Source organism: Oerskovia sp. 140933 (assembly GCF_059651515.1).
In genome coordinates, this window is the sequence record NZ_JAMXIO010000021.1 from 54,526 (window position 1) to 79,646 (window position 25,121).

A 25,121-nucleotide genomic window follows, 5' to 3' on the forward strand; every position below is an offset into this window, starting at 1 on the left:
CCGTCGGGCTGCCCGGCAGCGGCCCGGACGGGTCGTCCGGTGACGCCACCCGCCCGGAGCAGGAGGAACGCGCACGCGGAGTCGACGTGCGGCGCCGAGGCTAGGGCGTGCCGCCCGCACGGTCCGTGTGACCGAGCGCGAGGCCCGGGGCCACACGGTCGCGCACGATCCGCTTGAGCACCGGGACCTCGGGAAAGCCCTTCCTCTCCTTGCGGTCCCACACGAGCTCGTCCCCCACGTGGATCTGGAAGATCCCGCCCGTGCCGGGTACCAGCGCGACCTCGGTGAGCCGGGTCCCGAACGTCGTCAGCAGCTCCTGCGCGAGCCACGCGGCACGCAGCATCCAGCTGCACTGCGTGCAGTAGGTGATCTGCACACGGGCCGGTGTCTCGGTGCTCTGTTCGTCCACGCGCCCAGCGTGCCAGACGACGAGGCCCGGCGGAGGCCGTGCCCATCGATGGTCCCCGAGGCCCCGCCCGCCGAGCACGACACCGGAGAGGGCCGCTGTCGTGCCAGGAGGCCCCGACTCCCTGCCCGGCCCGGCTACCGCACGACGAGCACGACCGCGAGCACCGCCATGACGAGCGCGATCCCGCCGTCGAGCACGCGCCAGGCGGCCGGTCGCGCGAAGACCGGGGCGAGGACGCGCGCCCCCAGGCCGAGCGCGGTGAACCACACGATGCTCGCGATCCCGGCCCCGACCCCGAAGGCCCAGCGCCCGCCATCCCCGTACCCGGCTGCGACCGAGCCGAGCAGCAGGACCGTGTCGAGGTAGACGTGCGGGTTGAGCCAGGTCAGGGCGAGCGCCGTCCCGACGGCGGCACCCACCGCCGTCCGCAGGCCTCCCTCGGCCGCCTCGAGGGCCGCGGGACGCAGCGCGCGCCGGGCTGCCTGCACGGCCAGGACCAGGAGGAACGCGGCGCCTCCCCAGCGCACGACCGCGAGCAGCACGGGCGCGTTCGAGACGAGCACGCCCAGGCCGGCGACCCCGGCCGCGATGAGCACCAGGTCGGAGAGCGCGCACACCAGGACCACGGGCACGACGTGCTCGCGACGAAGCCCCTGCCGGAGCACGAACGCGTTCTGGGAGCCGATCGCCACGATGAGGGACAGCCCGGTGCCGAGGCCGGCGAGAAGGGGCGCGAAGGAGGTCACGTGCTCGACGCTAGGCGCGCACCGACGGACAGTCCAGCGAATTTTTCTGCAGAACCTTAAGATCTGCTCATGGTGGATCTCCAGCCCGACCAGCTCCGCACGCTCGACGCGATCGCGACGACGGGCACGTTCGAGGCCGCGGCCCAGGAGCTCGGTGTGACCCCCTCGGCGGTCAGCCAGCGCATGCGCGCGCTCGAGGCGTCCGTGGGCCAGGTGCTCGTGCGCCGGGGCCGTCCCGCGACGCTCACCGCCCCCGGCGAGGTGCTCGTGCGCCACGCGCGCCGGCTCGCCCTCCAGCACGCCGAGGTCCTCGCCGAGCTCGACCTGGGCGACGGGGACGTCCCCGAGCTCACGCTCGTCATCACGGGCGACGCCCTGACGACGTGGGCCCTGCCCGTGCTGGCCGACGCGTCGTCGTGGGCGCGGCTGGAGATCGTGCGCGAGGACCAGGACCACTCGATCGACCTGCTGCGCGACGGGACGGCCGTCGCGGCGGTCACGTCGGTCCGGGCCGCCGTGCCGGGGTGCCGATCGACGCCGCTCGGGCGCATGCGCTACCGCCCCCTGGCGAGTCCCGCGTTCGCCGAGCGGTGGTTCCCCGACGGCCCGACGACCGCGGCCCTCTCGGTCGCGCCCGTGGTCGTGTTCGACCGCAAGGACGACCTCCAGGACCGGTACCTGGGGCAGCGCGCCGGCGGCCCCCGGCACCACGTCCCCGCCTCGCACGAGTTCCTGCGTGCGGTCGAGCTCGGGATGGGATGGGGCATGCTGCCGGACCTCCAGAGCCACGAGGCCGAGGCCGCGGGGCGCCTCGTGGGGTTCGACGACCGCGCGAGCCTGACCGTGCCGCAGTACTGGCAGCAGTGGCGGCTGCACTCCCCCACGCTCGACCGGGTCGCTGCGGCCGTCCGGGAGGCCGCCGCCGCCCACCTGCGCTGACGCCGGGCAGGACGAGGCAGGGCAGACTTGTCCTGTGCCCTCCCCCACTTCCGACGAGCGTCCCCCCGTGCCCGACCGCCCCACCCCGCCCGCGCACGTCGAGCAGCCCGCGCAGCCCGTGCCCGCGCGGGACCAGGCCGCCCTCGACCGGCTCCTCGCGGGGCTCGAGCGCTTCACGCCCGACGACGGCCCGGCTCGCCCGCACGGCGGGTCGGCGGACCCGACCCTCGTCGCGGTGGACGCGACCGACCGCCTGCTGCTCGACGAGGCCGCGAGCGCCCTGGCCGCGACCCGCCCCGGCGAGGTGGTCGTGGTCGACGACCGGTTCGGGGCGCTCACGCTCGGGGCGGCGGTGGCGCACGGCCTCACGGGGATCCGGGTGCACCAGGACGCGCTGACGAGCGAGACCGCCCTGGACCGCAACGCCCGCGCTGCCGCGCGACGCGACCTCCCCGGGCCCGAGGCGGCGTTCTCCCACCACCCGCTGGGCGAGGACCTGCTGCGGGGCGCCCGGGTCGTCGTGCTCCAGCTCCCCCGCTCGCTCGCGGCGCTGCGCGACGTCGCGGAGCACGTCGCGCGGTTCGCCGCCCCCGACGTGGTGGTGTTCGCGGGTGGCCGGGTCAAGCACATGACGACGGCCATGAACGAGGTCCTGGCCGAGTCCTTCACCGAGGTCCGGGCGAACCTGGCCCGCCAGAAGTCCCGCGTGCTGGTGGCGAGCGGGCCCCGCCCGGGGACGGGTCTCACCTACCCCGTGACGGAGCACGTCGCCGAGCTGGGCCTGGACGTCGTCGCGTACGGGGCGGCGTTCGCGGGGGCGAGCCTCGACCTCGGGACCCGGTTCCTGCTGGGCTTCCTCGACGAGGTCTCACCGGGCGCGCGCGACGCCGTGGACCTGGGCTGCGGAACGGGCATCCTCGCCGTGTCGTTCGCCCGGGCGCGGCCGGGGGCGAGCGTCGTCGCGACGGACCAGTCGGAGGCGGCCGTGCGCTCGGCCCGTGCGACGGCCGCGGCCGACGGCGTGGGCGACCGGGTCCGGGTGGTGCGCGACGACGTCGGGTCCTCGCTCGCGGACCGCAGCGCCGACGTCGTGCTGTGCAACCCGCCGTTCCACCAGGGCGCGGCCCTGAGCACGGACGCCGCGCACCGCATGTTCGCCACCGCGGGGCGCGTGCTGCGACCGGGTGGTGAGCTGTGGACGGTGTACAACTCGCACCTGCGCTACCGGCCCGCGCTCGAGCGCGCGGTCGGGCCCACGACGCAGGCGGGCCGGAACCCCCGGTTCACGGTGACGCGCAGCGTCGCCCGCTGAGGGAGGTCCCGGCCCGTCGGGCGCGGAGGCGCGAGGTCACTCGACCCCGACGACGTCCACCACGAAGACCAGCGTGTCCGTGCCGCCGATGCCCGCCTGCGGGACGCCGCGCATGCCGTAGCCGTGCTCCGGCGGGATCGAGAGCAGGACGCGCGAGCCGACGTTCTGCCCCACGAGGCCCTTGTCCCAGCCGCCGATCACGGCGCCGGTCCCGATGGGGAAGCTGATGGTCTGGCCACGGTCGTACGACGTGTCGAAGATGTCGCCGTCCCAGACCTGCCCCAGGTAGTTGACGACGATCGTGCGCCCGGCCGTCACGACGGGGCCGCTGCCCTCCTCGAGGACCTGGACCTGGAGGCCGGCGGGTGCGCCGCCCTCGGGGAACGTCAGGACGGGCTTGTCGCCGAACGAGCCGGACGCGGTGGGGAGCTGCGTGCTCATGGTGCTACCTCTCGGGTGGTGGTGCGGGGGTCGGGAACAGCCTAAGCGTCCGGCGCACCTCCCGGCCCGGCCCCGCGCTGCCCGACGACGGAGCGCACCGTGCGCTCCCGGGTGCGCTGCGCCGTCGGGCACCTCTTGCGCCTGACAACCGCCGCGCGCGGGCGCACGCTGGAGGCATGGAGGCTCGTGACGCGTCGGTGGGCACCGACGACACCGGCGCCGACACCGCGCGCCCCGTCGACACGTCCGAGCTCGACGCGCCCGTGACGCACGCGGGCGGCGCCCAGGTGCCCGTGGGGCGGCGCTCGCCCTTCCCCGGGATCGCGGAGTACGCGTTTCTGTCGGACTGCGAGTGCAACGCGCTCGTCGCGCCCAGCGGCGCGATCGAGTGGATGTGCGTGCCCCGACCGGACTCGCCGAGCATCTTCGCGGCGGTCCTCGACCGGGGCGCGGGCTCGTTCCGCGTGGGACCGTACGGGGCGCGCGTCCCCGTGGCGCGGCGGTACATCCCGGGGACGCTCGTGCTGGAGACGACGTGGCAGACGGCGACGGGCTGGCTCGTGGTGCGTGACGCGATGCTCATGGGCCCGTGGCACAACGTCGACGAGCGCTCGCAGACGCACCGGCGCACGCCCACCGACTTCGACGCCGAGCACATGCTGCTGCGCACCATCCTGTGCGTCAACGGGACGGTCGACGTCGAGGTGGTGTGCGAGCCGCTGCCCGACTACGGGCGCGAGGCCGCGCGGTGGGAGTACGACGGGGCGACGTACCAGAGCCTCGTGACGCGCGTCGTGCACGCCACGACGCCCGACCTGCGCCTCAGCAGCAGCCTGCGGCTGGGCGTCGAGGACCGGCGCGCGCAGGGGCGCACGCGCATGTCCGCGGGCGACAAGGCGTACGTCGCGCTGTCGTGGTCGGACCGGCCCGCGCCCGACACGTGGCCCGACGCCGCCGACGCGATGGGCCGCACCGAGCAGTACTGGCGCGACTGGATCACGCAGGGCGTCTTCCCCGACCACCCGTGGCGCTCGTACCTGCAGCGCAGCGCGCTCACGCTCAAGGGGCTGACGTACGCGCCGACGGGTGCGCTCCTCGCCGCGGCGACGACGTCGCTGCCCGAGACGCCGCACGGCGAGCGCAACTGGGACTACCGGTACGCGTGGGTGCGCGACTCGACCTTCGCCCTGTGGGGCCTGTACACCCTGGGCCTCGACCGGGAGGCCGACGACTTCTTCGCGTTCGTGCACGACGTGTGCCGCGACGGGCGCGAGCTGCAGATCATGTACGGCGTGGGCGGCGAGGACCGGCTCGAGGAGAGCACGCTCGACCACCTCTCGGGCTTCGAGGGCGCCCGGCCCGTGCGGGTCGGCAACGCGGCCTTCGACCAGGAGCAGCACGACATGTGGGGCGCGGTCCTCGACTCGGTGTACCTGCACGCCCGGTCGCGCGAGCAGCTCCCCGAGTCCCTGTGGCCGGTCCTCAAGGCGCAGGTCGAGGAGGCCGCGCGGCACTGGCACGAGCCCGACCGCGGCCTGTGGGAGGTCCGCGGCGAACCGCAGCACTTCACGTCGTCCAAGGTCATGTGCTGGGTCGCGCTCGACCGCGGGGCCCGCCTGGCCCGCCTCTACGACGAGCAGGACTACGCCGACCAGTGGCAGAAGGTCGCGGACGAGATCCGGGCCGACGTCCTGGAGCACGGCGTCGACGCGCGGGGGGTGTTCGTGCAGCGCTACGGCTCGGACGCGCTCGACGCGTCGCTCCTGCTCGTCCCGCTCCTGCGGTTCCTGCCGCCCGACGACCCACGCGTCGTGGCGACGGTCGACGCGATCGCGAACGACCTCACGGTCAACGGGCTCGTGCTGCGCTACCGGACCGACGAGACCGACGACGGGCTGTCGGGGGCCGAGGGCACGTTCACGATCTGCTCGTTCTGGCTCGTCTCGGCGCTCGTCGAGGTCGGCGAGCTCGACCGGGCGCGGGCGCTGTGCGAGCGGCTGCTGTCGTTCGCGAGCGAGCTCAACCTGTACGCCGAGGAGATCGACCCGCACTCGGGGCGACACCTGGGGAACTTCCCGCAGGCGTTCACGCACCTGGCTCTCATCAACGCCGTGGTGCACGTGGTGCGGGCCGAGGAGCGCCAGGACGGGGCGGGGCACTTCGAGGCGGCCCACCGGGGATGACCGGTTCGCGGGACGTCGCTCGGCACCTCTTGCGCCCCGTTGGCTAATGGGATTAGCCTAGACGCTATGAGCACTCACCAGATCGTGGAGCACCTCCCTCGCCCGGAGGGTGCCGTCGCGTACACCGTGACCGGGTCGGGCCCCCTCGTGGTCGCCGTCCCCGGCATGGGCGACCTCCGCTCGACCTACCGGGACCTGGTCCCCCCGCTCGCCGCCGCGGGCTACCGCGTGGCCGTCATGGACCTGCGCGGGCACGGGGACAGCAGCACGACCTTCCGCACGCACGGCGACGTCGCGACCGGCCAGGATCTCCTAGCACTCGTCGAGCACCTGGGCGGGCCTGCCGTGCTCGTCGGGAGCTCGATGGGAGCCGGCTCCGCCACCTGGGCGGCCGCCGAGCAGCCCGACGCCGTCGCCGGGCTGGTCCTGCTCGGCCCGTTCCTGCGGGACCCGTCCGCGAGCGCCGCCCGGGCATCGGCGAACCGGCTGCTCTACCGCGTCACCCTCGCGCGCCCCTGGGGTGCGGCCGCCTGGGCGGGCTTCTACTCGACCCTCACCAAGGGCCGCAGGGCGCCGTGGCACGCCGAGCACGTCGCCGCGATCCGCGCCTCGATGCGTGAGCCGGGCAGGCTGCGCAGCTTCCGCGACCTGACCCTCGCCCTCACGCACGCGCCCGTCGAGGCGCGCCTGACCGAGGTGGCCGCGCCCGCGATCGCCTTCATGGGGGCGCTCGACCCCGACTTCGCGGACCAGCGGGCCGAGCTCGGGTGGATCCAGGGGGCGATCGGCGCACAGGGCCACCTCGTCCCGGACGTGGGGCACTACCCGCAGCACCAGGCGCCCGACGTCGTGCTCCCCGCGACCCTCGCGTTCCTCGCCGGCCTGCGCACGGGCGACCAGGGTTGGGGCGCCCGTGGCTAGGGCCGGGCTCAGCCGCGACGCGGTCACGGCTCTCGCGCTGCGCGTGGTGGACGACGGCGGCACGCACGGCTTCACGGACCTCACCCTCGCGAAGGTCGCCGCCGCCGCCGGGGTCGCAACCCCGAGCCTGTACAAGCACGTGGGCTCGCTCGCGGACCTGCGCCGGGCCGTGGCGCTCGTCGCGATCGACGACCTGACGCGCGCGACCGCGGCCGCGACGATCGGGCGCTCGGGACCCGACGCGCTGTCGGCGCTCGCGTGGGCCGTGCGCGACTTCGCGCGCGAGCACCCGGGCCGGTACGCCGCGGTCCAGCTCTCGCCCGACCTCGGGGCCGCCGACGACGACCCGCTCTCGCTCGCGGGCGCCCGGACGATCGCCGTGATCGTCGCGGTCCTGCGCGGCTTCGACCTGCCGGAGGAGCGGGCGGTCGACGCGATCCGCGCCGTCCGGTCCGCGATCCACGGGTTCGTCTCGCTCGAGCTCATGGGCGGGTTCGGCCTGCCCGACGACGTCGACCACAGCTTCGAGGTCCTCGTCCGGCTGCTCGTGGCCGGGATCGCGGACCTCGCCGACCTGCCGGAACCAGCGTGACCCCCGGTCGTCGCCCGTCCTGGCCCGCGCAGTCCGCACCCGTCGAAGGAGAGTCGCCATGACCGCACCGTCCGACCGGCCCCGCCCTGACCGGGGAACCGACCCGGACCTCGTCCGGCCCCGCACCGGAGCGCTCCTGCTCGCGCTCGCGGGTGCCCTCTTCCTCGCGTTCCCGCTCCTGCGTCCGTGGGTCCCGGAGGACGTCGCGTCCCCCGAGCTCGCGGCGGCCTTCGCCTCGGGACCCTGGATCGCCGCGCACCTGTGCGGCGCAGCAGGGTTCGTGCTGCTCCCCGCCGCCTTCCTGGGGCTGCGGGCACGGCTTGCCGGGACGCGGGGCCGGGCTCCGGCGTCGGGCGCGGTCGTCACGGCCTGGCTCGGCGCCGGGCTCGTCCTGCCGTACTTCGGGGCGGAGGTCTTCGGGATCCACGCAGTCGCGCGCGACGCGCTCACGGCGGGCGTCCTCGACCTCCTGCCGACGGTCGACGCGATCCGGTCGCAGCCCGTCGCGATGACGCTGTTCGGGCTCGGGCTGCTCGCGGTGGCCGCGAGCGGGGTGCTGGCGGCCGTGGCGGCGTGGCGCGGCGGGCTCGCGCCGCGGTGGGTCGGGCTCCCGCTCGCGGCGGGGCTGGCGCTCTACCTGCCGCAGTTCTTCCTCGCCCCGGCGGGTCGCGTGGCGCACGGGGTGCTGCTGGCCGCGGGCTGCTTGCTCGCGGCGTGGGCGATGCACCCGGGCGCGGACGGTCCCGCCCGCCGGGGGTGACCAGGAGGCCACCCCCGGGGGCGCGCGCCGCCCTCAGTGCGCGAGGAACCCCAGCAGGTCGTGGCGCGTGAGCACCCCGACCGGGTCGCCGTCGTCGATCACGAGCAGCGCGTCGGCGTCGTGCAGCGCGGCCCGGATGGCCGCGACGCCCTCGCCCGCCCCGATGAGCGGGAAGCGCGGCTCCATGTGCTTGTCCACCCGGTCGGCGAGTGACGCCTGGCCGGAGAAGACCGCGTCGAGCAGGGCCCGCTCGCTCACGGCCCCTGCGACCTCGCCGATCTTGACGGGCGGCTCGGCCCCCACGACGGGCATCTGCGAGACGCCGTACTCGCGCAGGATCTCGATCGCGTCGCGCACGGTCTCGCCCGGGTGGGTGTGGACCAGGCTCGGGATCTGCCCGCTCTTGGAGCGGAGCATGTCGCCCGCGGTCACGCCCTCCTCGGCGTCGAGGAACCCGTAGGACCGCATCCAGGAGTCGTTGAAGATCTTCGAGAGGTAGCCGCGGCCGCCGTCGGGCAGGATCACGACGATCACGGCCCTCGCCGCCGCGGCCGGGTCCTCGTCCTCGAGGCGGCGGGCCAGGCGCAGCGCCGCGACGACGGCCATGCCGCACGAGCCGCCCACGAGCAGCCCTTCCTCGCGGGCGAGGCGGCGCGTCATCTCGAACGAGTCGGCGTCGCTCACGGCGATGATCTCGTCGGGCACGGTCGGGTCGTACGCGGCGGGCCAGAAGTCCTCGCCCACGCCCTCGACCAGGTAGGGGCGCCCGTCGCCGCCCGAGTAGACGGACCCGGCGGGGTCGGCGCCCACCACGTGCACCCGGCCACCGGCGTCGGCCCCTCGTGACGCGGAGGCGTCCTTGAGGAACCGGCCGGTCCCCGTGATGGTCCCGCCCGTCCCGACCCCGGCCACGACGTGCGTGACGCGACCGTCGGTGTCGGCCCAGATCTCCGGGCCCGTGCTCTCGTAGTGCGACGCGGGGCCGTTGGGGTTGGCGTACTGGTTGGGCTTCCAGGCGCCCGGGATCTCGGCGACGAGCCTGTCCGAGACCGAGTAGTAGGAGTCGGGGTGGTCGGGGGCCACGGCCGTGGGGGTCACGACGACGCGCGCCCCGTAGGCGGTCAGGACGTCGCGCTTGTCCTGGCTCACCTTGTCGGGGCAGACGAACACGCAGTCGTACCCCTTGCGCTGCGCGACGAGCGCGAGCCCGACCCCGGTGTTCCCCGAGGTGGGCTCGACGATCGTGCCACCGGGGGCGAGCTCACCGGAGGCCTCGGCGGCCTCGATCATCTTGAGCGCGATGCGGTCCTTCACGGAGCCGCCCGGGTTGAGGTACTCGACCTTGGCGAGGATCGTCGCAGAGAGGCCGTCGGTCACCGATCCGAGCCGGACCAGGGGTGTCCCGCCGACGAGGTCAGAGATGTGGTGTGCGAACTTCATGCACCGATCATGCGCTGCCGAGGGCCATTCCGCCGAGCACGGCGCACAGCGCCACGCTGACGCCGAGGACGACGACGAGCAGCGGACGGTCCGCGGCCTCGCGGGCGAAGTACCGCCCGACGGCGGCGCTCGCCCCTCCCGCGACGGCGAGATAGAGCACCGAGGCCAGGGCGACGCCGCTCGTCGCGGTGCCCGGGTCCCCGGTCGCGGCGCTCAGGAGCGCGCCCAGGACCATGAAGCTCCAGAGGCCGACGCCCACGAGGCCGAGCCCGAAGAACAGGATCGTGGCCCTGCGGTCGTCCCACTCGCGGGAGATGCGGTGCCCGAGCCAGGCGAGCACCGAGCCGGCGGTCAGCGTCACGAGCAGGATCATGACCGCGGAGGCCGTGACCCACGCGACGGCGTTCGTGACGCTCCGTCCGACGAGGAACCCGTAGGGGACCTGGAGGGCGAGCAGGGTGAAGGCGGCCAGCGCGAGGCCGGCGGCAAAGACCGGCACCCGCGTCGGAACGGGTTCCGAAGCGGGTGCCGGGGACTTCTTCCGGGCGTCGGACAACGTCAGTCGCTGCTCTGCAGGAGCGCGAACAGGCGCAGGAACTCGAGGTAGAGCCAGATGAGCGTGACCATGAGGCCGAACGCTGCCGACCAGGCGAACTTGGCGGGCACGCCCGCCTCGACGCCGCGCTTGATCGAGTCGAAGTCGACGATGAGCGAGGCGGCCGCGAGACCGACCGCGACCAGGCCGACGATGATGCCGATGGTGCCGCCACGGGCGCCCGCGCCGCCCAGCACGCCCGTCATGACGAGGACCATGTTGATGAGCGAGAAGGCCAGGTAGCCGACCATCGCGATGAGGAGCCAGCGCGTGAACTTGGGCGTGACGCGCACCTTGCCGGACTTGAAGAGGAACAGCGCGGCGGCGAACGTCACGACGGTCGCGAGCACGGCCTGCAGGACGACGCCGTTGAGCTGGACGCCGTTGATGACCATCGAGTCGTAGTAGGCGCTGATGCCGCCCAGGAACGCGCCCTGCGCGATCGTGTACGCCACGATGAGCGCGGGGCTCGGGTTCCGCTTGAAGGCGTTGACCAGACCGAGGACCAGGCCGACGATCGCGCCGCCGATCCAGATGAACGGCATGGTGTCGACGACCTGCCAGCTGGCGGCCGCGACGACGACGAGCAGGGCGAGCAGCCCGCCGGTCTTGATGATGACGTCGTCGTACGTCAGTCGCTTGGTGTCCGCCGTGGTCGCGGTCGGCGCGTTGTACATGGCGTCGAGCGTCGCGGCGTCAGCGGTCTGCGCGCCGTAGCTGCCGTAGCTGCCGTACTGCGCCTGCTGGGGCGGCGTGCCGTACGCGGGGCTCTGCTGGACGGTGCCCGCAGCCCCCTGGCCCGTACGCGCACGCTTGGGCTCGCCGAAGATGGCGCTGTTGTTGAAGACGGGGTTGCTCATGCTTCCTCCTGGTCGCGGCGTCCAGTGCCCTCTGGCGAGGCGGGTGTCGCTGGCCGTGTTTCCATCTTATGCAACGAGCGGGTTCGCGCCGGTGTTCCCGGCGTATTCATCCGACTTTTCCACCTCTCCCGGGCCAAGATCGCTCGACCGGCCGACGGGCGTCATCCTTGCGGCGTACGCGTCGCCGCGCCGAAGATCGGCCATGAGGGGGCATCGCGAGGGTGGTCCGGTTCCCTAGGCTGGGGGACGTACGAGCCACCACCCGCAACCCACCCGAGGGGCGAGCATGATCGAAGCACGAGGCCTGACCAAGCGGTACGGGCCCAAGACCGCTGTCGACGGGATCTCCTTCACCGTCCAGCCCGGCCAGGTGACGGGCTTCCTGGGCCCGAACGGTGCCGGCAAGTCGACCACGATGCGCATGATCATGGGGCTCGACCGTCCCACGGCCGGGTCGGTGACCGTCAACGGTCAGCCGTACGCCGCGCACCGTTCGCCCCTGACCGAGGTCGGGGCCCTCCTCGACGCGAAGGCCGTGCACACGGGCCGCAGCGCGTACAACCACCTGCTCGCGATGGCGGCCACGCACAACATCCCGAAGACCCGCGTGCAGGAGGTCATCGAGATGACCGGCCTGCAGTCGGTCGCGAAGAAGCGCGTGGGCGGCTTCTCGCTCGGCATGGGCCAGCGGCTGGGGATCGCGTCCGCGCTGCTGGGCGACCCCAAGACGCTCATCCTCGACGAGCCGGTCAACGGCCTCGACCCGGAAGGGGTCCTGTGGGTCCGCAACCTGGCCCGCTACCTCGCGTCGGAGGGCCGGACGGTCTTCCTGTCCAGCCACCTCATGAGCGAGGTCGCGCTGACCGCGGACCACATCATCGTGATCGGCAAGGGCCGCATCATCGCGAACGCGCCCGTCAAGGACATCGTGGACGGTGGAGCCCAGCACACGGTCCGTGTCCGCACACCGCAGGCCACGCAGCTCGCCGAGCTGGTCAGCCGTGACGGTGCGACGGTCACGTCCGACGAGCCGAGCCTGCTCCAGATCTCCGGGACCGACGCGGTCGCGATCGGAGAGCTCGCCGCGGCGTCGGGCATCGTCCTGCACGAGCTCACGCCCGTGACCTCGACCCTGGAGGAGGCGTACATGCTCCTCACCGCCGACTCGGTCGAGTACCAGACCGAGTCCGCCTCCCAGCACGTGGGCCACGGCGTCGACGCGCCGACCGCCCCGATCTCCGAAGGAGCCCAGCGATGACCGCCGCCACCGTCTCCGCAGCACGCCCGACGGCGCAGCGCGCGTCGTCCTCCCGTCTCACCTTCGGCGGGGTCGTCAAGTCCGAGTGGATCAAGCTCTGGACCCTGCGCTCGACCGTGTGGACGCTCGCCATCACGGTCGTGGTCATGGTCGCCATCGCGCTGATGTTCGCCGCGATCATGAACATCCCCGGCGCGGACTCCGGTGCGCCCGAGGGCACCTCGATGGCGGACGTGTTCCCGTCCGCGACGATCGTGACGATCGGCTACTCGGTCGGTCAGCTCGCGATCGCCGTGCTCGGCGTGCTGGCGATCACGGGCGAGTACTCGACGGGCATGATCCGCTCGACGTTCTCGGCCGTCCCCACCCGGCTCCCCGCGTTCGTCGCCAAGCTGGGCGTGCTGTTCGTGACGAGCTTCGTCGTCACGCTGCTCGGCGTCGGGCTGTCGGCGCTGGTCACGGCCCCGATGCTGTCCAACCAGGGCATGTCGCTCGACCTCGGGTCGGACGAGACCGTGCGCATCCTGGTCGGTGCCGCGCTCTACGTCGCGACGATCTCCGCTCTCGCGCTCGGCGTCGGGGCGCTGCTCCGGAGCACCGCGGGTGCGATCTTCACGGTCGTGGGCGTCCTCATGGTGATCCCGCAGATCCTGGCCATCGTCGCGATGGCCACGGGCAACGCGGTCGTGGAGAACATCTACAAGTACCTCCCGGGGGTCGCCGGCGAACGGCTGCTGTCGACCGGAGGCCCGGTCGACCCCATGACGGGGACCGCCGCCGCGTCCGACGCTCTCGCTCCCTGGGTCGGCTACGGCGTGCTCGCCGCCTGGACGGTCGCGGTCCTGGTGGCCGCCGCCATCACCCTCAAGCGTCGGGACGCCTGACCATTCCCCGCACCGCGCACAGCCCGGCGCCGGACCACGAGACCCGTGGCCCGGCGTCGGGCGCTGCGCTTCCCCCGCTCGAGGTCCGCGGCGACACCGAGGGGACCGCGAAGGTCGAGGGTGGGACCGCCACGCGGATACCGCTCAAGACCCGGCCGGGCAGCGCCGCGGTGTTCACCGAGCTCGACGCGCGCCGGCTGGGGCCGGTGCGCCGGTACTTCGTGCGTCACCCGGTCGTCATGGACTGGTTCGTCGCGGCCTGGTTCACGGTCCCCGGCCTGCTGACGACGCTGCTGCCGGCCGGGCAGCCGCGCTACGGCGTCGCGCTGGCGACGCTGGCCGGCGGCGCGGCCCTGCTGTTCCGCCGCCGCCACCCGATCTGGACCGCTGTGGCCGTCGGGGCGCTCGCGATCGTCACGATCGCCCTGAGCGGTGACTCCGCGGGCTTCGAGCTGGCCCTGGCGTTCGCGATCTACGCGGTCGCGACGACCTACCGCCCCGCGGTCGCGTGGACCGTGCTGGGCGCCCTCGTCCTGACCGTCTGCGCGGCCGAGATGATCTGGTACGACTTCGAGGTGAGCCAGTCAGGGGTCGTCGTCCGCGCCGAGGTGGAGAGCGGCGAGGTCACGGGGGCACGGGTCGCCGCCGTCGCGATCACGGTCACGTTCGCGCTGCTGGGCATCGCGATCGGGTCGAGCGTGCGCGGGCGGCGCCTGCACGTCGCGGACCTCGTCGGTCGCGCCAACGCGATCGCCCGCGACCGGGACCAGCAGGCGCAGATCGCGGCCGCGTCCGAGCGCGCGCGGATCTCGCGCGAGATGCACGACGTCGTCGCGCACAGCCTGACCGTGATGGTCGCCCTCGCGGACGGCGCCAAGGCCCTGGGCGTGAAGGACCCCGCGCTCGCGGGGCAGGCGCTCGACGAGCTGAGCGAGACGGGTCGCGCGGCCCTGGCCGACATGCGTCGCGTCCTGGGCGTGCTGCGCGACCCCGACGGCACGGTCGCCCCGCTGACCCCGACCGCGGACGTGCCGAGCATGGAGGACATCGCCGAGCGGTTCCGGCACGCCGGCCTGCCCGTGCGCCTCGTGCGCATAGGGGTCCAGCCGGACCCTGACCCCGGTCTGCGCCAGGCCGCGCACCGGATCGTGCAGGAGTCGTTGACGAACGTCCTGCGGTACGCGCCGCTGACCCCCGTGGTCGTGGTCGAGATCGCCCGGCGTGACGCAGGCTCGCCCGACGGTGGAGACTGGCTCGAGATCACGGTCACGAACAAGGCCGGGCGCGCACCGGGCGGCACGGCCCGCGACGGCGCGGACGCCCGACCGCTGCCTGCGGGCATCACGGGCGACCAGCCCATCGGCACAGGAAGAGGGATCATCGGGATGCGCGAACGTGCGGCCGTCTACGGGGGCACGGTCACGGCCGGTCCGACGAGCTCGGGCTGGGAGGTCGTCGCGAGGCTGCGTCTCGACGGCGCCACGCAGCACCGGCCCGACGGCGGAGCCGGGGTCACGCTGTGAGCCTCCCCTTCTCCGGCGACCCGGCGGGCGGTGCGACCGGTCCCGCCGGGGGCGTCCCCCATGACGCGACACACCCGATCCGGGTGCTCCTCGTCGACGACCAGTCCTTGCTGCGCATGGGCTTCCGCATGATCCTCGCGGCCGAGGACGACATCGAGGTCGTGGGCGAGGCGAGCGACGGCGAGACCGCGTACGCGCAGGCCACGGCTCTGCGCCCCGACGTGATCCTCATGGACGTGCGCATGCCGGGCGTCAACGGGATCGACGCGACCGAGCGGATCGTGTCCGCGCTGCCCGCGAGCCGGGTCATCATCCTCACGACGTTCGACCTCGACGAGTACGCGTTCGCGGCGCTGCGCGTAGGCGCGAGCGGGTTCCTGCTCAAGGACGCCCGGCCGGCCGAGCTCGTGGGCGCGATCCGCAACGTCGCGAGCGGCGACGCCGCGGTCTCCCCGAGGGTCACGCGCCGCATGCTCGAGATGTTCGCGGGCTACCTCCCGGAGGGCTCCCAGGAGCAGGGGGCCGGCGCACCGGGACGCGGCGTCGACGACCCGCGGCTGCGCGAGCTCACGGCGCGCGAGCTCGAGGTCTTCGCCGCGCTCGGCGAAGGACTGTCGAACGCGGAGATCGCCTCCCGGTTCGTGGTGTCCGAGGCCACCGTCAAGACGCACGTCGGTCGCGTGCTCGGCAAGCTCGGTCTGCGCGACCGGGTGCAGGCCGTGGTGCTGGCCTACGAGACGGGCGTCGCGCGCCCGGGCTGAGCGTCGCCGTCGGGCCCCGACTGGTGGACAACCGTGTCCCGGGAGATCGTCGGGGAGGACCCGACGCCCGTCGGCTCCGTCATGCACGCTGCAGGAGGGGACCGCCATGCCAGCCCACCACGACCCGTTCACGGCCGGGTTCTCCGGCAGCCACGACCGCGACTTCGAGATCCGCACCATCCTGGGCGGCGCCACGAACGGGACGGCGGACGTGGGCGAGGTCCTCGCGGCCGTCGCTCCCGTCCGCGACAAGGACCACCAGGGGTGGTTCGACGCGTGGCACGGGCTCGGCGACCGCCTGGCCCGGATCGCGGCCGACTCCGCGAGCGCGGGGCACGAGACGAGCGCGGCGGCCGCGTCCCTGCGGGCCTCGGCGTACTACGCGGCCGCGGTCGACGCGGTCGCGGCCCTCGACGACGACGACCTGCTCCTGCCCACCTTCCGCAAGCACCGCGCAGCGTGGGACCGGTGGGTCCGGACGAGCGGGCTCGACGTCGAGCGCGTCGACGTCCCGTACGAGGGCACGACCCTGCCGGGCTACTTCTTCCACGCCCCACGACGGCCCGACGACGCGGGGGCCGGAGACACCGGTCGCGGGCCCGCGCGCCCTCTCCTGGTCGCGGTCAACGGGTCCGACGGCTCGCTGACCTCGATGTGGAACGCGTGCGCGGCGGGAGCGCTGCGCCGGGGGTACCACGCGTTCGTGTTCGACGGCCCGGGGCAGCAGTCGATGCTGTTCGAGCACGGCGTGCCCTTCCGGTACGACTTCGAGGCCGTCCTGACGCCCGTGCTCGACGCGCTCGTGGGGCGGCCGGACGTGGACGCGCAGCGCGTCGCCGTCTACGGCTCGAGCCAGGCCGGGTACTGGGTGCCCCGGGCGCTCGCGTTCGAGCACCGTCCCGCCGCGGCCGTCGTCGACCCGGGCGTGGTCGAGGTCGCCGCCTCCTGGACGACGACGATGCCCACAGCTCTCCTCAAGCTCCTCGACGAGGGCAAGGACCACGCGTTCGACCGGGACATGGACCTGGGCCTGCGCCTGTCGAAGGCCACGGCGGCCACGTGGCGGTTCCGCTCCCGGCCGTACGGCGTCGAGGGCTACGCCGCGACGCTCCGCACGGTCCAGAAGTTCGACCTGCGGGACGTGGCCGCCCGCATCACCACGCCGCTGCTCGTGACGGACCCCGAGGGCGAGCAGTTCTGGCCCGGCCAGTCCGAGGAGCTCGTCCGGCTCGCGCCCGACGTCGCGACGCTCGTGCGGTTCACCGCCGCCGAGGGCGCGAGCCTGCACTGCCAGCCCCTCGCCCGTGCCTTGACCGAGCAGCGCGTCTTCGACTGGCTCGACGAGGCGCTCGCGCCCACGCTCGGGACCGACGCGGGCTGAGGACCGCGCGAGGCCCGCCCGTCCGGGAAGGACGGGCGGGCCTCGGCGTGCTGGGCCCGCGTGCGGGCCCGCTGGACGCGGCGGGCGTCAGACCGTGGACTCCTCCTCGACGTGGCGACCCAGGAGCTCGGCGGCCTCGGCCTCTCGCTTCGCCTCGCGCCTGGCCGCACGCTTCTCGCCCGCACGCTCGGCGATCGTGTACAGCACGGGCACCACGACGAGCGTGAGCAGCGTCGAGGACAGGAGGCCCCCGATCACGACGAGCGCGAGCGGCTGCGAGATGAACGAGCCGCCGCCGGTGATCCCGATCGCCATGGGCGTGAGCGCGAAGATCGTCGCCGCAGCCGTCATGACGATGGGGCGCAGGCGCTTGCGCGAGCCCTCCATGACGGCCTCGTCCAGACCGCGACCCTGCTCGCGGTACTGGTTGATGAGGTCGATCAGCACGATCGCGTTCGAGACCACGATCCCCACCAGCATGAGCATGCCGATCAGGGCGGGCACCCCGAGGGGCGTGCCGGTCGCGAGCAGCAGGAGCAGCGCGCCCGTCGCGGCGAACGGGATGGACACGAGCAGGATGAACGGCTGCAGCAGGCTGCGGAACGTCGCGACCATGACGAGGTAGACGATCGCGATCGCGACCAGGAGCGCGAGGCCCAGGTCGGCGAACGCGTCGGCCTGCTGGGTCGCGACGCCCCCGAGCTCGACGGTCGCGCCGCCCGGCAGCTCGAGGTCGTCGATCGCGGCCGTGAGCGCCGTCGTGAGCGTGCCGAGGTCCTGGCCCGCGGGCGTGACCGCGACGGTCGCGCTGCGCTCGCCGTCGACGCGCGAGATCGACGTGGGGACCTCGACCTCGTCGATGCTCGCGACCTGCGTGAGCGGGACGACGCCTGCGGCCGTGGGCACCACGAGCGCCTCGAGCTCGTCGACCGTGGCAGGAGCCTGCCCGACGGCGACGCGCACCTGCACGGGCCCGTCACCGAGGTTCACGGTCCCCACGGGCGAGGGCGACATGAGGCTCGCGACGGTCCCGGCGACCTGGGTCTCCGTGAGCCCGACGGCGGCTGCCGCGTCCCGGTCGACCGTCACCTGGATCGTGGACTGGGCGCTCGCGAGGTTGTTGGTGACCTCGGACGCCCCCTCGGTGTCCTCGGCGAGCTGCTGGACCTGGTCGGCCGCGGCGGCGAGCGTCTCGGTGTCGGGGGCGCGGACCACGAGGTCGACGGTCGAGCTGCCGAACGCCGCGTCGGCGCCCGCGACCGTGATGCCCTCGGAGTCCTCGCCGCCCAGCTCGGCGACCGCGTCGCGGACCTCCTGCTGCGCCTCGACGCCGTCGGCGTCCGCGTCGAGGGTGAGGGAGAAGGTGGCCTGCGGGGAGCCGCCGCCGCCGAAGAACGCGGCCTCGGGGCCGCCGGCCGAACCGACGGTCGTCTGGACCGTGTCGACCACGTCGAGACCCAGGAGGGCCTCCTCGACCTCGCGCGCCGCGGCGTCCTGCGTCGCGAGCGACGTGCCGGGCGCGAACGACTCGGTGACCGTGAGGGTGTCCTGGCCGGAGTCGCCCAGGAAGTTGGTCTCCAGGCGAGGAACGAGCGCGACCGTGCCCGCGAGCACCGCGACCGCGATGCTCAGCGTGATCGCGGGGTGGCGCAGCGCGGCGCGCAGCGTCGGCAGGTACCCCCGCTGCCACAGGCCGCGACGCTCCTTCGCCTCGGCGACCTCGCGGGCCTTGTCAGCGAGGACCTTGGCCTGCTCGGGGTCGGCCGGGACGACGGGCGCCTTGATGAACCAGTAGGCGAGCACGGGCACGATCGTCAGGGCAACGAACAGCGAGGCCGCCATGGCGATCGCGACCGTCATGGCGAACGGACGGAACAGCTCGCCGACCATGCCGCCCACGAGCGCGATGGGCAGGAACACCGCCACGGTGCACACGGTCGAGGCCGTGATGGCGCCCCCGACCTCCTTGACCGCCCGGAGGATCGCGGCGGTCTTCTCCTCGCCGTAGGACAGGTGCCTCTTGATGTTCTCGATCACGACGATCGAGTCGTCGACCACGCGCCCGATCGCGACCGTCATGGCCCCGAGGGTCAGGATGTTCAGGGTGTACCCGGTCGCGTTCATGACGACGAACGTGACGAACAGGGACAGCGGGATCGAGACGGCCGAGACGAGCGTCGAGCGCAGCGACGTGAGGAACAGCAGGATCACGACCACCGCGAACACCAGGCCGAGCAGGCCCTCGGTCGCGAGGCCCTCGATGGACTCCTCGATGAACGGCGCCTGGTCGAACACGACCTCGACGCGTGCCCCGTCCGCCTCGAGCGCGCCGCTCATGTCGTCGATCGCGGCCTGGACGGCGTGCGAGACCTCGACCGTGTTGCCTGCCGGGGTCTTGGTGATCGCGACGGCGAGCGCGGGCTCCCCGTCGAGACGCGAGTACGAGGTCGCGGGCTGCGGGGCCAGCGTGACCGTCGCGACGTCCCCGAGGGTCACGGGCGCTGCCTGGGCGGGCGCCGCCGTCGGGCCTGCTGCCGCGGGCGAGGCGACCAGCGGGAGCGCGGCGAGGTCGTCGGTGCTCGTGATCGCCGAGCCGATCTGGACGGAGAGCGTGCGGTCGCCCGCGGCGACCGTGCCGGCCGGCACGACGACGCCGTTGTCCTGGAGGATCGTCGTGACCTGCGCAGGGCTGAGGCCTGCGGCGGCGAGCGCTGCGACGTCGAGGTCGATCGTGACCTGCTGGTCGGCGACGCCGCTGACCGCGACGCTGCGGACGTCGGTGACGTCCTCGAGGGCCGGTACGACGACGTTGTTCACGGTGTCGGCCAGCGCCGCCTCGTCGTCGCCGCCCGAGACCGCGAGCTGGACCACGGGGAGGTCGTCGACCGAGCCCGTCACGACGGTGGGGTCGACGTCGGCCGGGAGCTGGCTGCTCACGCGCGTGACCGCGGTCTGGAGCTGCTGGGCGGCGAGGTCCATGTCGGTGCCGTACGTGAACTGCACGGTCGTCACGGACATGCCGGTCGAGGAGCTCGACGTGACGTCCTCGACGCCGTCGACGCCGCGCGCGGCGGTCTCGAGGGGTTCGGTGACCTGCTGCTCGACGATCGCCGGAGCGGAACCGGGGTAGACGGCGACGACGGCCGCGGTGGGGATCTGCAGGCTCGGGATGAGCTCCTGCTTGAGCGATCCCATGCTGACGATGCCGAACACGGCTATCGCGATCGTGGCGAGCGCGACGACGGCGCGGTTCGCCAACGACGTTCGGGCGAGACGGAACACGGGGCCTCCAGGGTGGGTGGTCACGACGTCGTCGTCGCAGAGTCGTTAGCCTAACGCTAAGGAATCGGCGAGAGTTCCCGCATCCCGCAGACCGGCCGCCGGCGCTCGGATAGAGTCTCGCCGTGACCTCGGACCCCCCTGGCGATCGCGCCCGGCTCCACCGCGAGCTGATCGACGCGCAGCGCACCCTCCAGGAGCTCGTGCTCGCACGGCGCCTCGAACCTCTCATGCGGACCCGGCTGACCGCACAGCAGATGCGCGCCCTGGGGATCCTGCTGATCGACGGCGAGCGGAGCACCGCACACCTGGGCGAGGTCCTCGGCGTCAGCCCCGCCACCATCTCCGGGATCGTCGACCGGCTCGAGGCCGCGGGGATGGCCTCGCGGCGCTCCGACCCCGAGGACGGCCGGGTCCGGCTCGTGGCCGCGACCGACCGCGGGGCGAAGGCCGTGCGCAGCATCGTCGCGAGCGACGGGCCGGCCGGCCCCGAGACCCTGGAGCACCTGACCCTCGACGAGCTCGAGGGGCTGCGGCTCGGGCTCGCCGGCCTGGTGCGCGTCGTGCGCGAGTGCGGCGACGAGGTCGACGGCACGACCGCCGAGCCGAGCGCGGAACCGGACCGGGCCCCGGGCGAGAGATAGGCAGACGGCGGGCGGCGGGACCTGCGCGCACGCCCGTGCCCGACGACGCCTCCCGCCTCCCGCTCAGATCTCGCCCAGCGCCTCCTCGGGCGTCCCCTCGACGGCCCGGGCCCGACGGTTCCAGCGCGACCACAGGACCGACTCCCCCAGCTCGCCCGCCATCCTGTGCGCCGTCGCGAGGAACGCGACGACCCCGACGAGCAGCACGCCCGCGCCGACCCAGTACGGGACCGACGGCCCGACCGGGTGGAGCAGACCCGCGATCACGGGAGCCGGCGCGGCGAAGCCCCACCGGACCAGGTTGAACGCCCCGGTCGTCACGCGACGGTCGGGGCTGCCGAGCGCGAGCGAGAGGTCGGTCAGGTTCGCGTTCGCGATCCCCATGAACACCCCGGCGACCACGAGGACGACGACCGACCCGGCCGTGCCGAGGTCGAGCGCGAGGGCGACCGTGGCCAGGAGCACGCCGACGACCGCGAGCCCCATGGTCTGGACCGCGCCGACCGCGTGCGCGAGCCGGTGCCCCACGACGAGGATGCCGACCGCGAGCCCGATGCCCCACGCCGTGAAGACGAGGCCGAGCGGGATGACGTCGAGCCCCAGGAACACGGGCGTGTAGCCCAGGATGACGAAGAAGACGAAGTTGTAGGCCGCGGTGACGATGCACAGCGCCCGGAAGCCCGGCTTGCGGAAGAGCGCGAAGACCTGCCCCACGTGGAGCGGGGTGGGCTTCTCGGCCGGGTCCTGGAGTCGCGTGATCGACAGCGCGAGCGCGACGATCATGAACAGGCCGCACGCGAGGAACGGGATGCGCCAGCTGAACTGTCCCAGGAGCCCACCGATGAGCGGTCCGACCGCGAAGCCCAGGCCCACGCACGTCTCGAACAGGCCCACGACCCACTCGCGGTCGTTGGCGAGCGAGACGAGCAGCACCATCGCGGTCGCGAAGAACATCGCGTTGCCCAGCCCCCACAGCCCGCGCAGCGCGGCGAGCTGCCCGATGTTCTGCGAGAGGGCCGCCAGGATCGCCGCGACGGCGACCAGGCTCACGCCCGCGCCGAGGACCTTCTTGTACCCGAACCTCCCCGTCGCGAGGACGGCCGGGATCATGCCGATCGCCATGACCGCGATGTAGGCCGTGAAGAGCAGCTCGATCTGCCAGGTGCTCGCGCCGATCTCCTGGCCGATGATCGGCAGGATCGGGTCGACCACGGCGATGCCCGCGATGGCGAAGAAGGCCGTGAGGGCGGTCGCGTTGCTCGGGGTAACAGTTCTGAGGACGGCGCGGTCGAGAGGCCCGACGACGAGCCCGACCTCGCCTCGCGAGAGGTCCTGTCGACCATCGAGCTCGAGCTCGCCCAGCTCCTGCGCCGGGCCGAGCGCACCACGGCCGCCGGCCGGGCGAAGGCCGTCCGAGCGGGCGGCCCGCCGAGCGGCACGCTCGACCGCTCGGCCTACCTCCTGCTCCACGACCTGCTCGTCAACGGCGCCGAGAACGTCAACACGCTCGCCGACCACCTGGGCCTCGACGCCTCGACCGTCACGCGGCAGGTCGTCGCCCTGGAGAGGGCCGGGCACGCGCGTCGCACCCGCGACCCAGCCGACGGGCGCGCCGTCCTGGTCGAGGCCACCCCGCAGGGACTCGAGGACCTCGCACGCCACCGCGAGATGCGCAGCGAGCTCTACGCCGAGGTCCTGGCCGGCTGGTCCCGGCTCGACCGGGCGCTCCTGGGCGAGCTGCTCGAACGGCTCAACGACGACCTGGACGCGTACAAGCGCGGGGGTCACGCCGCGGCGGACTGACGCCCTCCCCTGCACCGGGGAGGCCCGATGCCCTCCCCGAGGACTTCTTGCAAAGAAACCCTTGCAAAGGATTCTTTGCACAGTTACGGTGGTGGCATGTCCACGACCGACCAGCCAAGCGCGGCCCCCGAGCCCCCCGCAGAGCCCCACCAGCGGTCCGTCGGACCCGAGGCCCTCAAGGCCCTCTCCCACCCCCTGCGGATCCAGATCCTCGACCTCCTGGCCCAGCACAGCGCCCTGACCGCGAGCGGTCTCGCCAAGCTGCTCGGCGAGACCAGCGGGGCCACGAGCTACCACCTGCGCCAGCTCGAGCGGCACGGGTTCATCCAGGAGGTCCCCGACCGCGGTACCGCACGCGAGCGCTGGTGGGAGCGGGCGCCGGGCGGTTTCACCATCGGCCTGCTCGAGGAGGGCAGCGAGGAGGGCGAGGGCACGTTCACCGCGACGATCGCGGTCAGCCGCGAGTTCGAGGCGATCCGGCAGCGCAAGGTCATGGAGTTCATCGACAACGCCCGCTCGCTCGACCGCGACTGGCTCGACGCCGGCACGACGCTCGCCACGGTCAACATGTGGCTCACCAAGGAGCAGCTCACCGAGGTGCAGGCCGAGTGGCAGCGCTTCAGCGACACCGTCCTCGACCGGTTCGAGGGCCAGCAGGACCTGCCAGGGGCCCGCCCCGTCCAGGTCCACTTCAACGCGTTCCCCCTGATCAACGGCAAGGAGAACCCCTCATGAGCGCCTACGCCCCGGCCCGCACCGACTTCCGGTCACCGTCCCTGCGCGCGCTGCGGCCGAGCGACCGGCTCCTCGTCGTCGTCGGCGCCCGCCTCACCACCTGGGGTGAGCGGAGGGCCGCAGCGCACGCGTCACGTGCCGCACGAGGTGCCGACCTCGACGACGCCGCCGACGACCGCGCCCAGCGCTCCGCCCGCCTGCACGAGGGACGCTCGATCGTCTGACGGTCCGCCCGACGGCACACGGACCCCGTCTGCCGTCGGCAGATCCGCCCCGGGCGGATACCCGGGCCCCGACCACCGCACCGGGGGCAGGGTCGAGGCATGACGAACCAGCCACCGCTCCTGCGGACCGAGGCGGCCCCGCCGCCCACCACCCCGTTCGACGACCAGCTCGCGTCCCGCCTGCTGCACCAGCGCATCGTGGTCCTCGGCACCGCCGTCGACGACGCCGTCGCGAACCGCGTGTGCGCCCAGCTCCTCCTGCTCTCCGCCGAGGACCCGCGTGCAGACATCGGCCTCTACATCAACTCGCCCGGCGGTTCGGTGAGCGCAGGCCTCGCGATCTACGACACGATCCAGCTCCTGCCCAACGACGTCAGCACGCTCGCGATGGGCTTCGCCGCGAGCATGGGACAGTTCCTGCTGTGCACGGGCGCCGCGGGCAAGCGCTACTCGCTCCCCCACGCGCGCATCATGATGCACCAGCCCTCGGCCGGGATCGGGGGGACGGCCGTGGACGTCGCGATCCAGGCCGAGAACCTCGAGTACACCAAGGGCCTCATGCACCGGCTCACGGCCGAGCACACGGGCCAGACCACCGAGACGGTCACGGCCGACAGCGACCGCGACCGCTGGTTCACCGCCGAGCAGGCCCTCGCCTACGGCATGGTCGACCACGTCGTCGCGTCGGTCGACGACGTCCGCCCCACCGCCGGATCCCGGAAGGTCGGCCTCTGATGTCCACCTACACGATCCCGACCGTCGTCGAGCGCACCCCGCTCGGCGAGCGCGCGTTCGACGTCTTCAGCCGCCTCCTCTCGGAGCGCATCATCTTCCTCGGCACCGAGATCGACGACGGCGTCGCCAACGTCGTCATGGCCCAGCTCCTGCACCTCGAGTCCGACGCCCCCGACCAGGAGATCGGCCTCTACATCAACTCCCCCGGTGGCTCGATCACCGCGCTCATGGCCGTCTACGACACCCTGCAGTTCATCCGCTCGGACGTCTCGACGATCTGCATGGGCCAGGCCGCGTCGGCCGCCGCGGTCCTGCTCGCCGCAGGGACACCCGGCAAGCGGTTCGTGCTCGAGCACTCGCGGGTCCTGCTGCACCAGCCCTCGGGCGGCGCGGAGGGCACCATCTCCGACCTGACGCTCCAGGCCCAGGAGATCCTGCGCCTGCGCGCGGAGACCGAGCTCGTCCTGGCCCGGCACACGGGTCAGAGCGTCGAGCGGCTGCGCGCCGACACCGACCGTGACCGCATCTTCACGGCCCACCAGGCCGTGGAGTACGGGCTCGCCGACGCGGTGGTGACGTCCCGCAAGCTGTCGGTCGCCGCCTAGGTGTACTGACCCGTTGCGTTGTTGATTCGGTCGATGGGTCGTAGGCCGCCGATGCCGAGGTGGGGTCGTTCCAGGTTGTAGTGGTTGAGCC

25 protein-coding genes and 1 pseudogene are annotated in these 25,121 nt (G+C 73.4%); 18 read left to right on the plus strand and 8 right to left on the minus strand.

From position 1 onward, the window contains the following. Positions 1 to 100: 100 nt before the first annotated feature. Both NHG27_RS12285 and NHG27_RS12290 read right to left on the minus strand, forming a co-directional pair. Positions 101 to 409: an Rdx family protein gene (locus tag NHG27_RS12285; RefSeq protein WP_321575283.1), complete on the minus strand. Its 309-nt coding sequence runs from the start codon at positions 407 to 409 to the stop codon at positions 101 to 103. Between the two features lie 134 nt (positions 410 to 543). After that, entirely contained in the window at positions 544 to 1,155 is a 612-nt protein-coding gene (locus NHG27_RS12290) for a LysE/ArgO family amino acid transporter (RefSeq protein WP_497016476.1), read from the minus strand. 69 nt (positions 1,156 to 1,224) lie between these two features. Between NHG27_RS12290 and NHG27_RS12295 the strand changes: the two genes are divergently transcribed. Beyond that, a complete protein-coding gene (locus tag NHG27_RS12295) occupies positions 1,225 to 2,094 on the plus strand; it encodes a LysR family transcriptional regulator ArgP (protein ID WP_193718922.1) in 870 nt (289 codons plus the stop codon). A gap of 34 nt (positions 2,095 to 2,128) precedes the next feature. Beyond that, positions 2,129 to 3,406, plus strand: coding sequence for a class I SAM-dependent methyltransferase (locus NHG27_RS12300; RefSeq protein WP_497016477.1), 1,278 nt, complete (start codon positions 2,129 to 2,131; stop codon positions 3,404 to 3,406). A gap of 36 nt (positions 3,407 to 3,442) precedes the next feature. Here the strand turns inward: NHG27_RS12300 and NHG27_RS12305 are convergent, their stop codons facing one another. After that, on the minus strand, positions 3,443 to 3,847 hold the full coding sequence (locus tag NHG27_RS12305) for an FKBP-type peptidyl-prolyl cis-trans isomerase (RefSeq protein ID WP_193718923.1): 405 nt from the start codon (positions 3,845 to 3,847) through the stop codon (positions 3,443 to 3,445). A 176-nt stretch (positions 3,848 to 4,023) separates the two neighbouring features. On the opposite strand from NHG27_RS12305, the gene NHG27_RS12310 reads away from it, so the two are divergent. The 4 genes from NHG27_RS12310 (at position 4,024) to NHG27_RS12325 (ending at position 8,303) form a co-directional block, all read left to right on the plus strand. After that, the gene (locus tag NHG27_RS12310; protein WP_193718924.1) at positions 4,024 to 6,030 is read left to right on the plus strand and encodes a glycoside hydrolase family 15 protein; all 2,007 of its coding nucleotides are present in this window, start codon (positions 4,024 to 4,026) and stop codon (positions 6,028 to 6,030) included. 66 nt (positions 6,031 to 6,096) lie between these two features. Further along, positions 6,097 to 6,951, plus strand: coding sequence for an alpha/beta fold hydrolase (locus NHG27_RS12315; protein ID WP_497016478.1), 855 nt, complete (start codon positions 6,097 to 6,099; stop codon positions 6,949 to 6,951). Further along, positions 6,944 to 7,543: a TetR/AcrR family transcriptional regulator gene (locus tag NHG27_RS12320; protein WP_193718926.1), complete on the plus strand. Its 600-nt coding sequence runs from the start codon at positions 6,944 to 6,946 to the stop codon at positions 7,541 to 7,543. The genes NHG27_RS12315 and NHG27_RS12320 overlap by 8 nt, the downstream gene beginning before the upstream one ends. Before the next feature lie 58 nt (positions 7,544 to 7,601). Then, positions 7,602 to 8,303, plus strand: coding sequence for a hypothetical protein (locus tag NHG27_RS12325; protein WP_497016479.1), 702 nt, complete (start codon positions 7,602 to 7,604; stop codon positions 8,301 to 8,303). A 33-nt stretch (positions 8,304 to 8,336) separates the two neighbouring features. Here the strand turns inward: NHG27_RS12325 and NHG27_RS12330 are convergent, their stop codons facing one another. The 3 genes from NHG27_RS12330 to NHG27_RS12340 are packed head-to-tail and all read right to left on the minus strand — an operon-like array spanning position 8,337 to position 11,198. After that, positions 8,337 to 9,743, minus strand: coding sequence for a cystathionine beta-synthase (locus tag NHG27_RS12330; protein ID WP_497016480.1), 1,407 nt, complete (start codon positions 9,741 to 9,743; stop codon positions 8,337 to 8,339). A gap of 7 nt (positions 9,744 to 9,750) precedes the next feature. Continuing rightward, positions 9,751 to 10,242 carry a hypothetical protein gene (locus tag NHG27_RS12335; RefSeq protein ID WP_497016481.1) on the minus strand — a complete coding sequence of 164 codons (492 nt, stop codon included), beginning with the start codon at positions 10,240 to 10,242 and terminating at the stop codon, positions 9,751 to 9,753. 59 nt (positions 10,243 to 10,301) lie between these two features. Continuing rightward, complete coding sequence (locus NHG27_RS12340; RefSeq protein ID WP_497016482.1) at positions 10,302 to 11,198, minus strand: Bax inhibitor-1/YccA family protein; 897 nt, start codon at positions 11,196 to 11,198, stop codon at positions 10,302 to 10,304. Positions 11,199 to 11,484: 286 nt separating this feature from the next. On the opposite strand from NHG27_RS12340, the gene NHG27_RS12345 reads away from it, so the two are divergent. From NHG27_RS12345 to NHG27_RS12365, 5 genes are all read left to right on the plus strand, one after another. Continuing rightward, the gene (locus NHG27_RS12345; protein WP_497016483.1) at positions 11,485 to 12,456 is read left to right on the plus strand and encodes an ABC transporter ATP-binding protein; all 972 of its coding nucleotides are present in this window, start codon (positions 11,485 to 11,487) and stop codon (positions 12,454 to 12,456) included. Next, positions 12,453 to 13,340 carry an ABC transporter permease family protein gene (locus NHG27_RS12350; RefSeq protein WP_497016484.1) on the plus strand — a complete coding sequence of 296 codons (888 nt, stop codon included), beginning with the start codon at positions 12,453 to 12,455 and terminating at the stop codon, positions 13,338 to 13,340. The genes NHG27_RS12345 and NHG27_RS12350 overlap by 4 nt, the downstream gene beginning before the upstream one ends. Before the next feature lie 170 nt (positions 13,341 to 13,510). Beyond that, on the plus strand, positions 13,511 to 14,863 hold the full coding sequence (locus NHG27_RS12355) for a sensor histidine kinase (protein ID WP_497016485.1): 1,353 nt from the start codon (positions 13,511 to 13,513) through the stop codon (positions 14,861 to 14,863). 116 nt (positions 14,864 to 14,979) lie between these two features. Beyond that, positions 14,980 to 15,624 (plus strand): response regulator, encoded by a 645-nt coding sequence (locus NHG27_RS12360; RefSeq protein ID WP_497016495.1) that lies wholly within the window; start codon positions 14,980 to 14,982, stop codon positions 15,622 to 15,624. Positions 15,625 to 15,730: 106 nt separating this feature from the next. Further along, positions 15,731 to 17,005 carry an alpha/beta hydrolase family protein gene (locus NHG27_RS12365; RefSeq protein ID WP_497016486.1) on the plus strand — a complete coding sequence of 425 codons (1,275 nt, stop codon included), beginning with the start codon at positions 15,731 to 15,733 and terminating at the stop codon, positions 17,003 to 17,005. A gap of 87 nt (positions 17,006 to 17,092) precedes the next feature. Here the strand turns inward: NHG27_RS12365 and NHG27_RS12370 are convergent, their stop codons facing one another. Further along, positions 17,093 to 20,311: an efflux RND transporter permease subunit gene (locus NHG27_RS12370; protein WP_497016487.1), complete on the minus strand. Its 3,219-nt coding sequence runs from the start codon at positions 20,309 to 20,311 to the stop codon at positions 17,093 to 17,095. Between the two features lie 98 nt (positions 20,312 to 20,409). Between NHG27_RS12370 and NHG27_RS12375 the strand changes: the two genes are divergently transcribed. After that, positions 20,410 to 20,928: a MarR family winged helix-turn-helix transcriptional regulator gene (locus tag NHG27_RS12375; protein WP_497016488.1), complete on the plus strand. Its 519-nt coding sequence runs from the start codon at positions 20,410 to 20,412 to the stop codon at positions 20,926 to 20,928. 63 nt (positions 20,929 to 20,991) lie between these two features. Here NHG27_RS12375 and NHG27_RS12380 read toward each other — a convergent pair whose 3' ends face one another. Next, positions 20,992 to 22,398, minus strand: a complete 1,407-nt coding sequence (locus NHG27_RS12380) for an MFS transporter (RefSeq protein ID WP_497016496.1) — start codon at positions 22,396 to 22,398, stop codon at positions 20,992 to 20,994. Positions 22,399 to 22,401: 3 nt separating this feature from the next. Here NHG27_RS12380 and NHG27_RS12385 point away from each other — a divergent pair. The 6 genes and pseudogenes from NHG27_RS12385 to NHG27_RS12410 form a co-directional block, all read left to right on the plus strand. Beyond that, positions 22,402 to 22,485 (plus strand): annotated as a pseudogene (locus tag NHG27_RS12385) (hypothetical protein); the annotation flags it as partial. Between the two features lie 111 nt (positions 22,486 to 22,596). Then, a complete protein-coding gene (locus tag NHG27_RS12390) occupies positions 22,597 to 22,731 on the plus strand; it encodes a hypothetical protein (protein WP_497016497.1) in 135 nt (44 codons plus the stop codon). Between the two features lie 96 nt (positions 22,732 to 22,827). After that, positions 22,828 to 23,466, plus strand: a complete 639-nt coding sequence (locus NHG27_RS12395; protein ID WP_497016489.1) for an ArsR/SmtB family transcription factor — start codon at positions 22,828 to 22,830, stop codon at positions 23,464 to 23,466. Then, positions 23,463 to 23,690 carry a hypothetical protein gene (locus NHG27_RS12400; RefSeq protein WP_497016490.1) on the plus strand — a complete coding sequence of 76 codons (228 nt, stop codon included), beginning with the start codon at positions 23,463 to 23,465 and terminating at the stop codon, positions 23,688 to 23,690. The genes NHG27_RS12395 and NHG27_RS12400 overlap by 4 nt, the downstream gene beginning before the upstream one ends. 99 nt (positions 23,691 to 23,789) lie before the next feature. Beyond that, positions 23,790 to 24,425 carry a ClpP family protease gene (locus NHG27_RS12405; RefSeq protein ID WP_497016491.1) on the plus strand — a complete coding sequence of 212 codons (636 nt, stop codon included), beginning with the start codon at positions 23,790 to 23,792 and terminating at the stop codon, positions 24,423 to 24,425. Beyond that, the gene (locus tag NHG27_RS12410) at positions 24,425 to 25,030 is read left to right on the plus strand and encodes an ATP-dependent Clp protease proteolytic subunit (protein ID WP_497016492.1); all 606 of its coding nucleotides are present in this window, start codon (positions 24,425 to 24,427) and stop codon (positions 25,028 to 25,030) included. Before NHG27_RS12405 ends, NHG27_RS12410 begins: the two co-directional genes overlap by 1 nt. Positions 25,031 to 25,121 lie beyond the last annotated feature (91 nt).

Coding starts and splice junctions, on each gene's coding strand:
- NHG27_RS12295 (WP_193718922.1), top strand. CDS start 1,225: ATGGTGGATCTCCAGCCCGACCAGCTCCGCACGCTCGACGCGATCGCG.
- NHG27_RS12305 (WP_193718923.1), bottom strand. CDS start 3,847: ATGAGCACGCAGCTCCCCACCGCGTCCGGCTCGTTCGGCGACAAGCCC.
- NHG27_RS12310 (WP_193718924.1), top strand. CDS start 4,024: ATGGAGGCTCGTGACGCGTCGGTGGGCACCGACGACACCGGCGCCGAC.
- NHG27_RS12315 (WP_497016478.1), top strand. CDS start 6,097: ATGAGCACTCACCAGATCGTGGAGCACCTCCCTCGCCCGGAGGGTGCC.
- NHG27_RS12325 (WP_497016479.1), top strand. CDS start 7,602: ATGACCGCACCGTCCGACCGGCCCCGCCCTGACCGGGGAACCGACCCG.
- NHG27_RS12330 (WP_497016480.1), bottom strand. CDS start 9,743: ATGAAGTTCGCACACCACATCTCTGACCTCGTCGGCGGGACACCCCTG.
- NHG27_RS12340 (WP_497016482.1), bottom strand. CDS start 11,198: ATGAGCAACCCCGTCTTCAACAACAGCGCCATCTTCGGCGAGCCCAAG.
- NHG27_RS12345 (WP_497016483.1), top strand. CDS start 11,485: ATGATCGAAGCACGAGGCCTGACCAAGCGGTACGGGCCCAAGACCGCT.
- NHG27_RS12350 (WP_497016484.1), top strand. CDS start 12,453: ATGACCGCCGCCACCGTCTCCGCAGCACGCCCGACGGCGCAGCGCGCG.
- NHG27_RS12360 (WP_497016495.1), top strand. CDS start 14,980: ATGGGCTTCCGCATGATCCTCGCGGCCGAGGACGACATCGAGGTCGTG.
- NHG27_RS12365 (WP_497016486.1), top strand. CDS start 15,731: ATGCCAGCCCACCACGACCCGTTCACGGCCGGGTTCTCCGGCAGCCAC.
- NHG27_RS12390 (WP_497016497.1), top strand. CDS start 22,597: ATGCGCAGCGAGCTCTACGCCGAGGTCCTGGCCGGCTGGTCCCGGCTC.
- NHG27_RS12395 (WP_497016489.1), top strand. CDS start 22,828: ATGTCCACGACCGACCAGCCAAGCGCGGCCCCCGAGCCCCCCGCAGAG.
- NHG27_RS12400 (WP_497016490.1), top strand. CDS start 23,463: ATGAGCGCCTACGCCCCGGCCCGCACCGACTTCCGGTCACCGTCCCTG.
- NHG27_RS12405 (WP_497016491.1), top strand. CDS start 23,790: ATGACGAACCAGCCACCGCTCCTGCGGACCGAGGCGGCCCCGCCGCCC.
- NHG27_RS12410 (WP_497016492.1), top strand. CDS start 24,425: ATGTCCACCTACACGATCCCGACCGTCGTCGAGCGCACCCCGCTCGGC.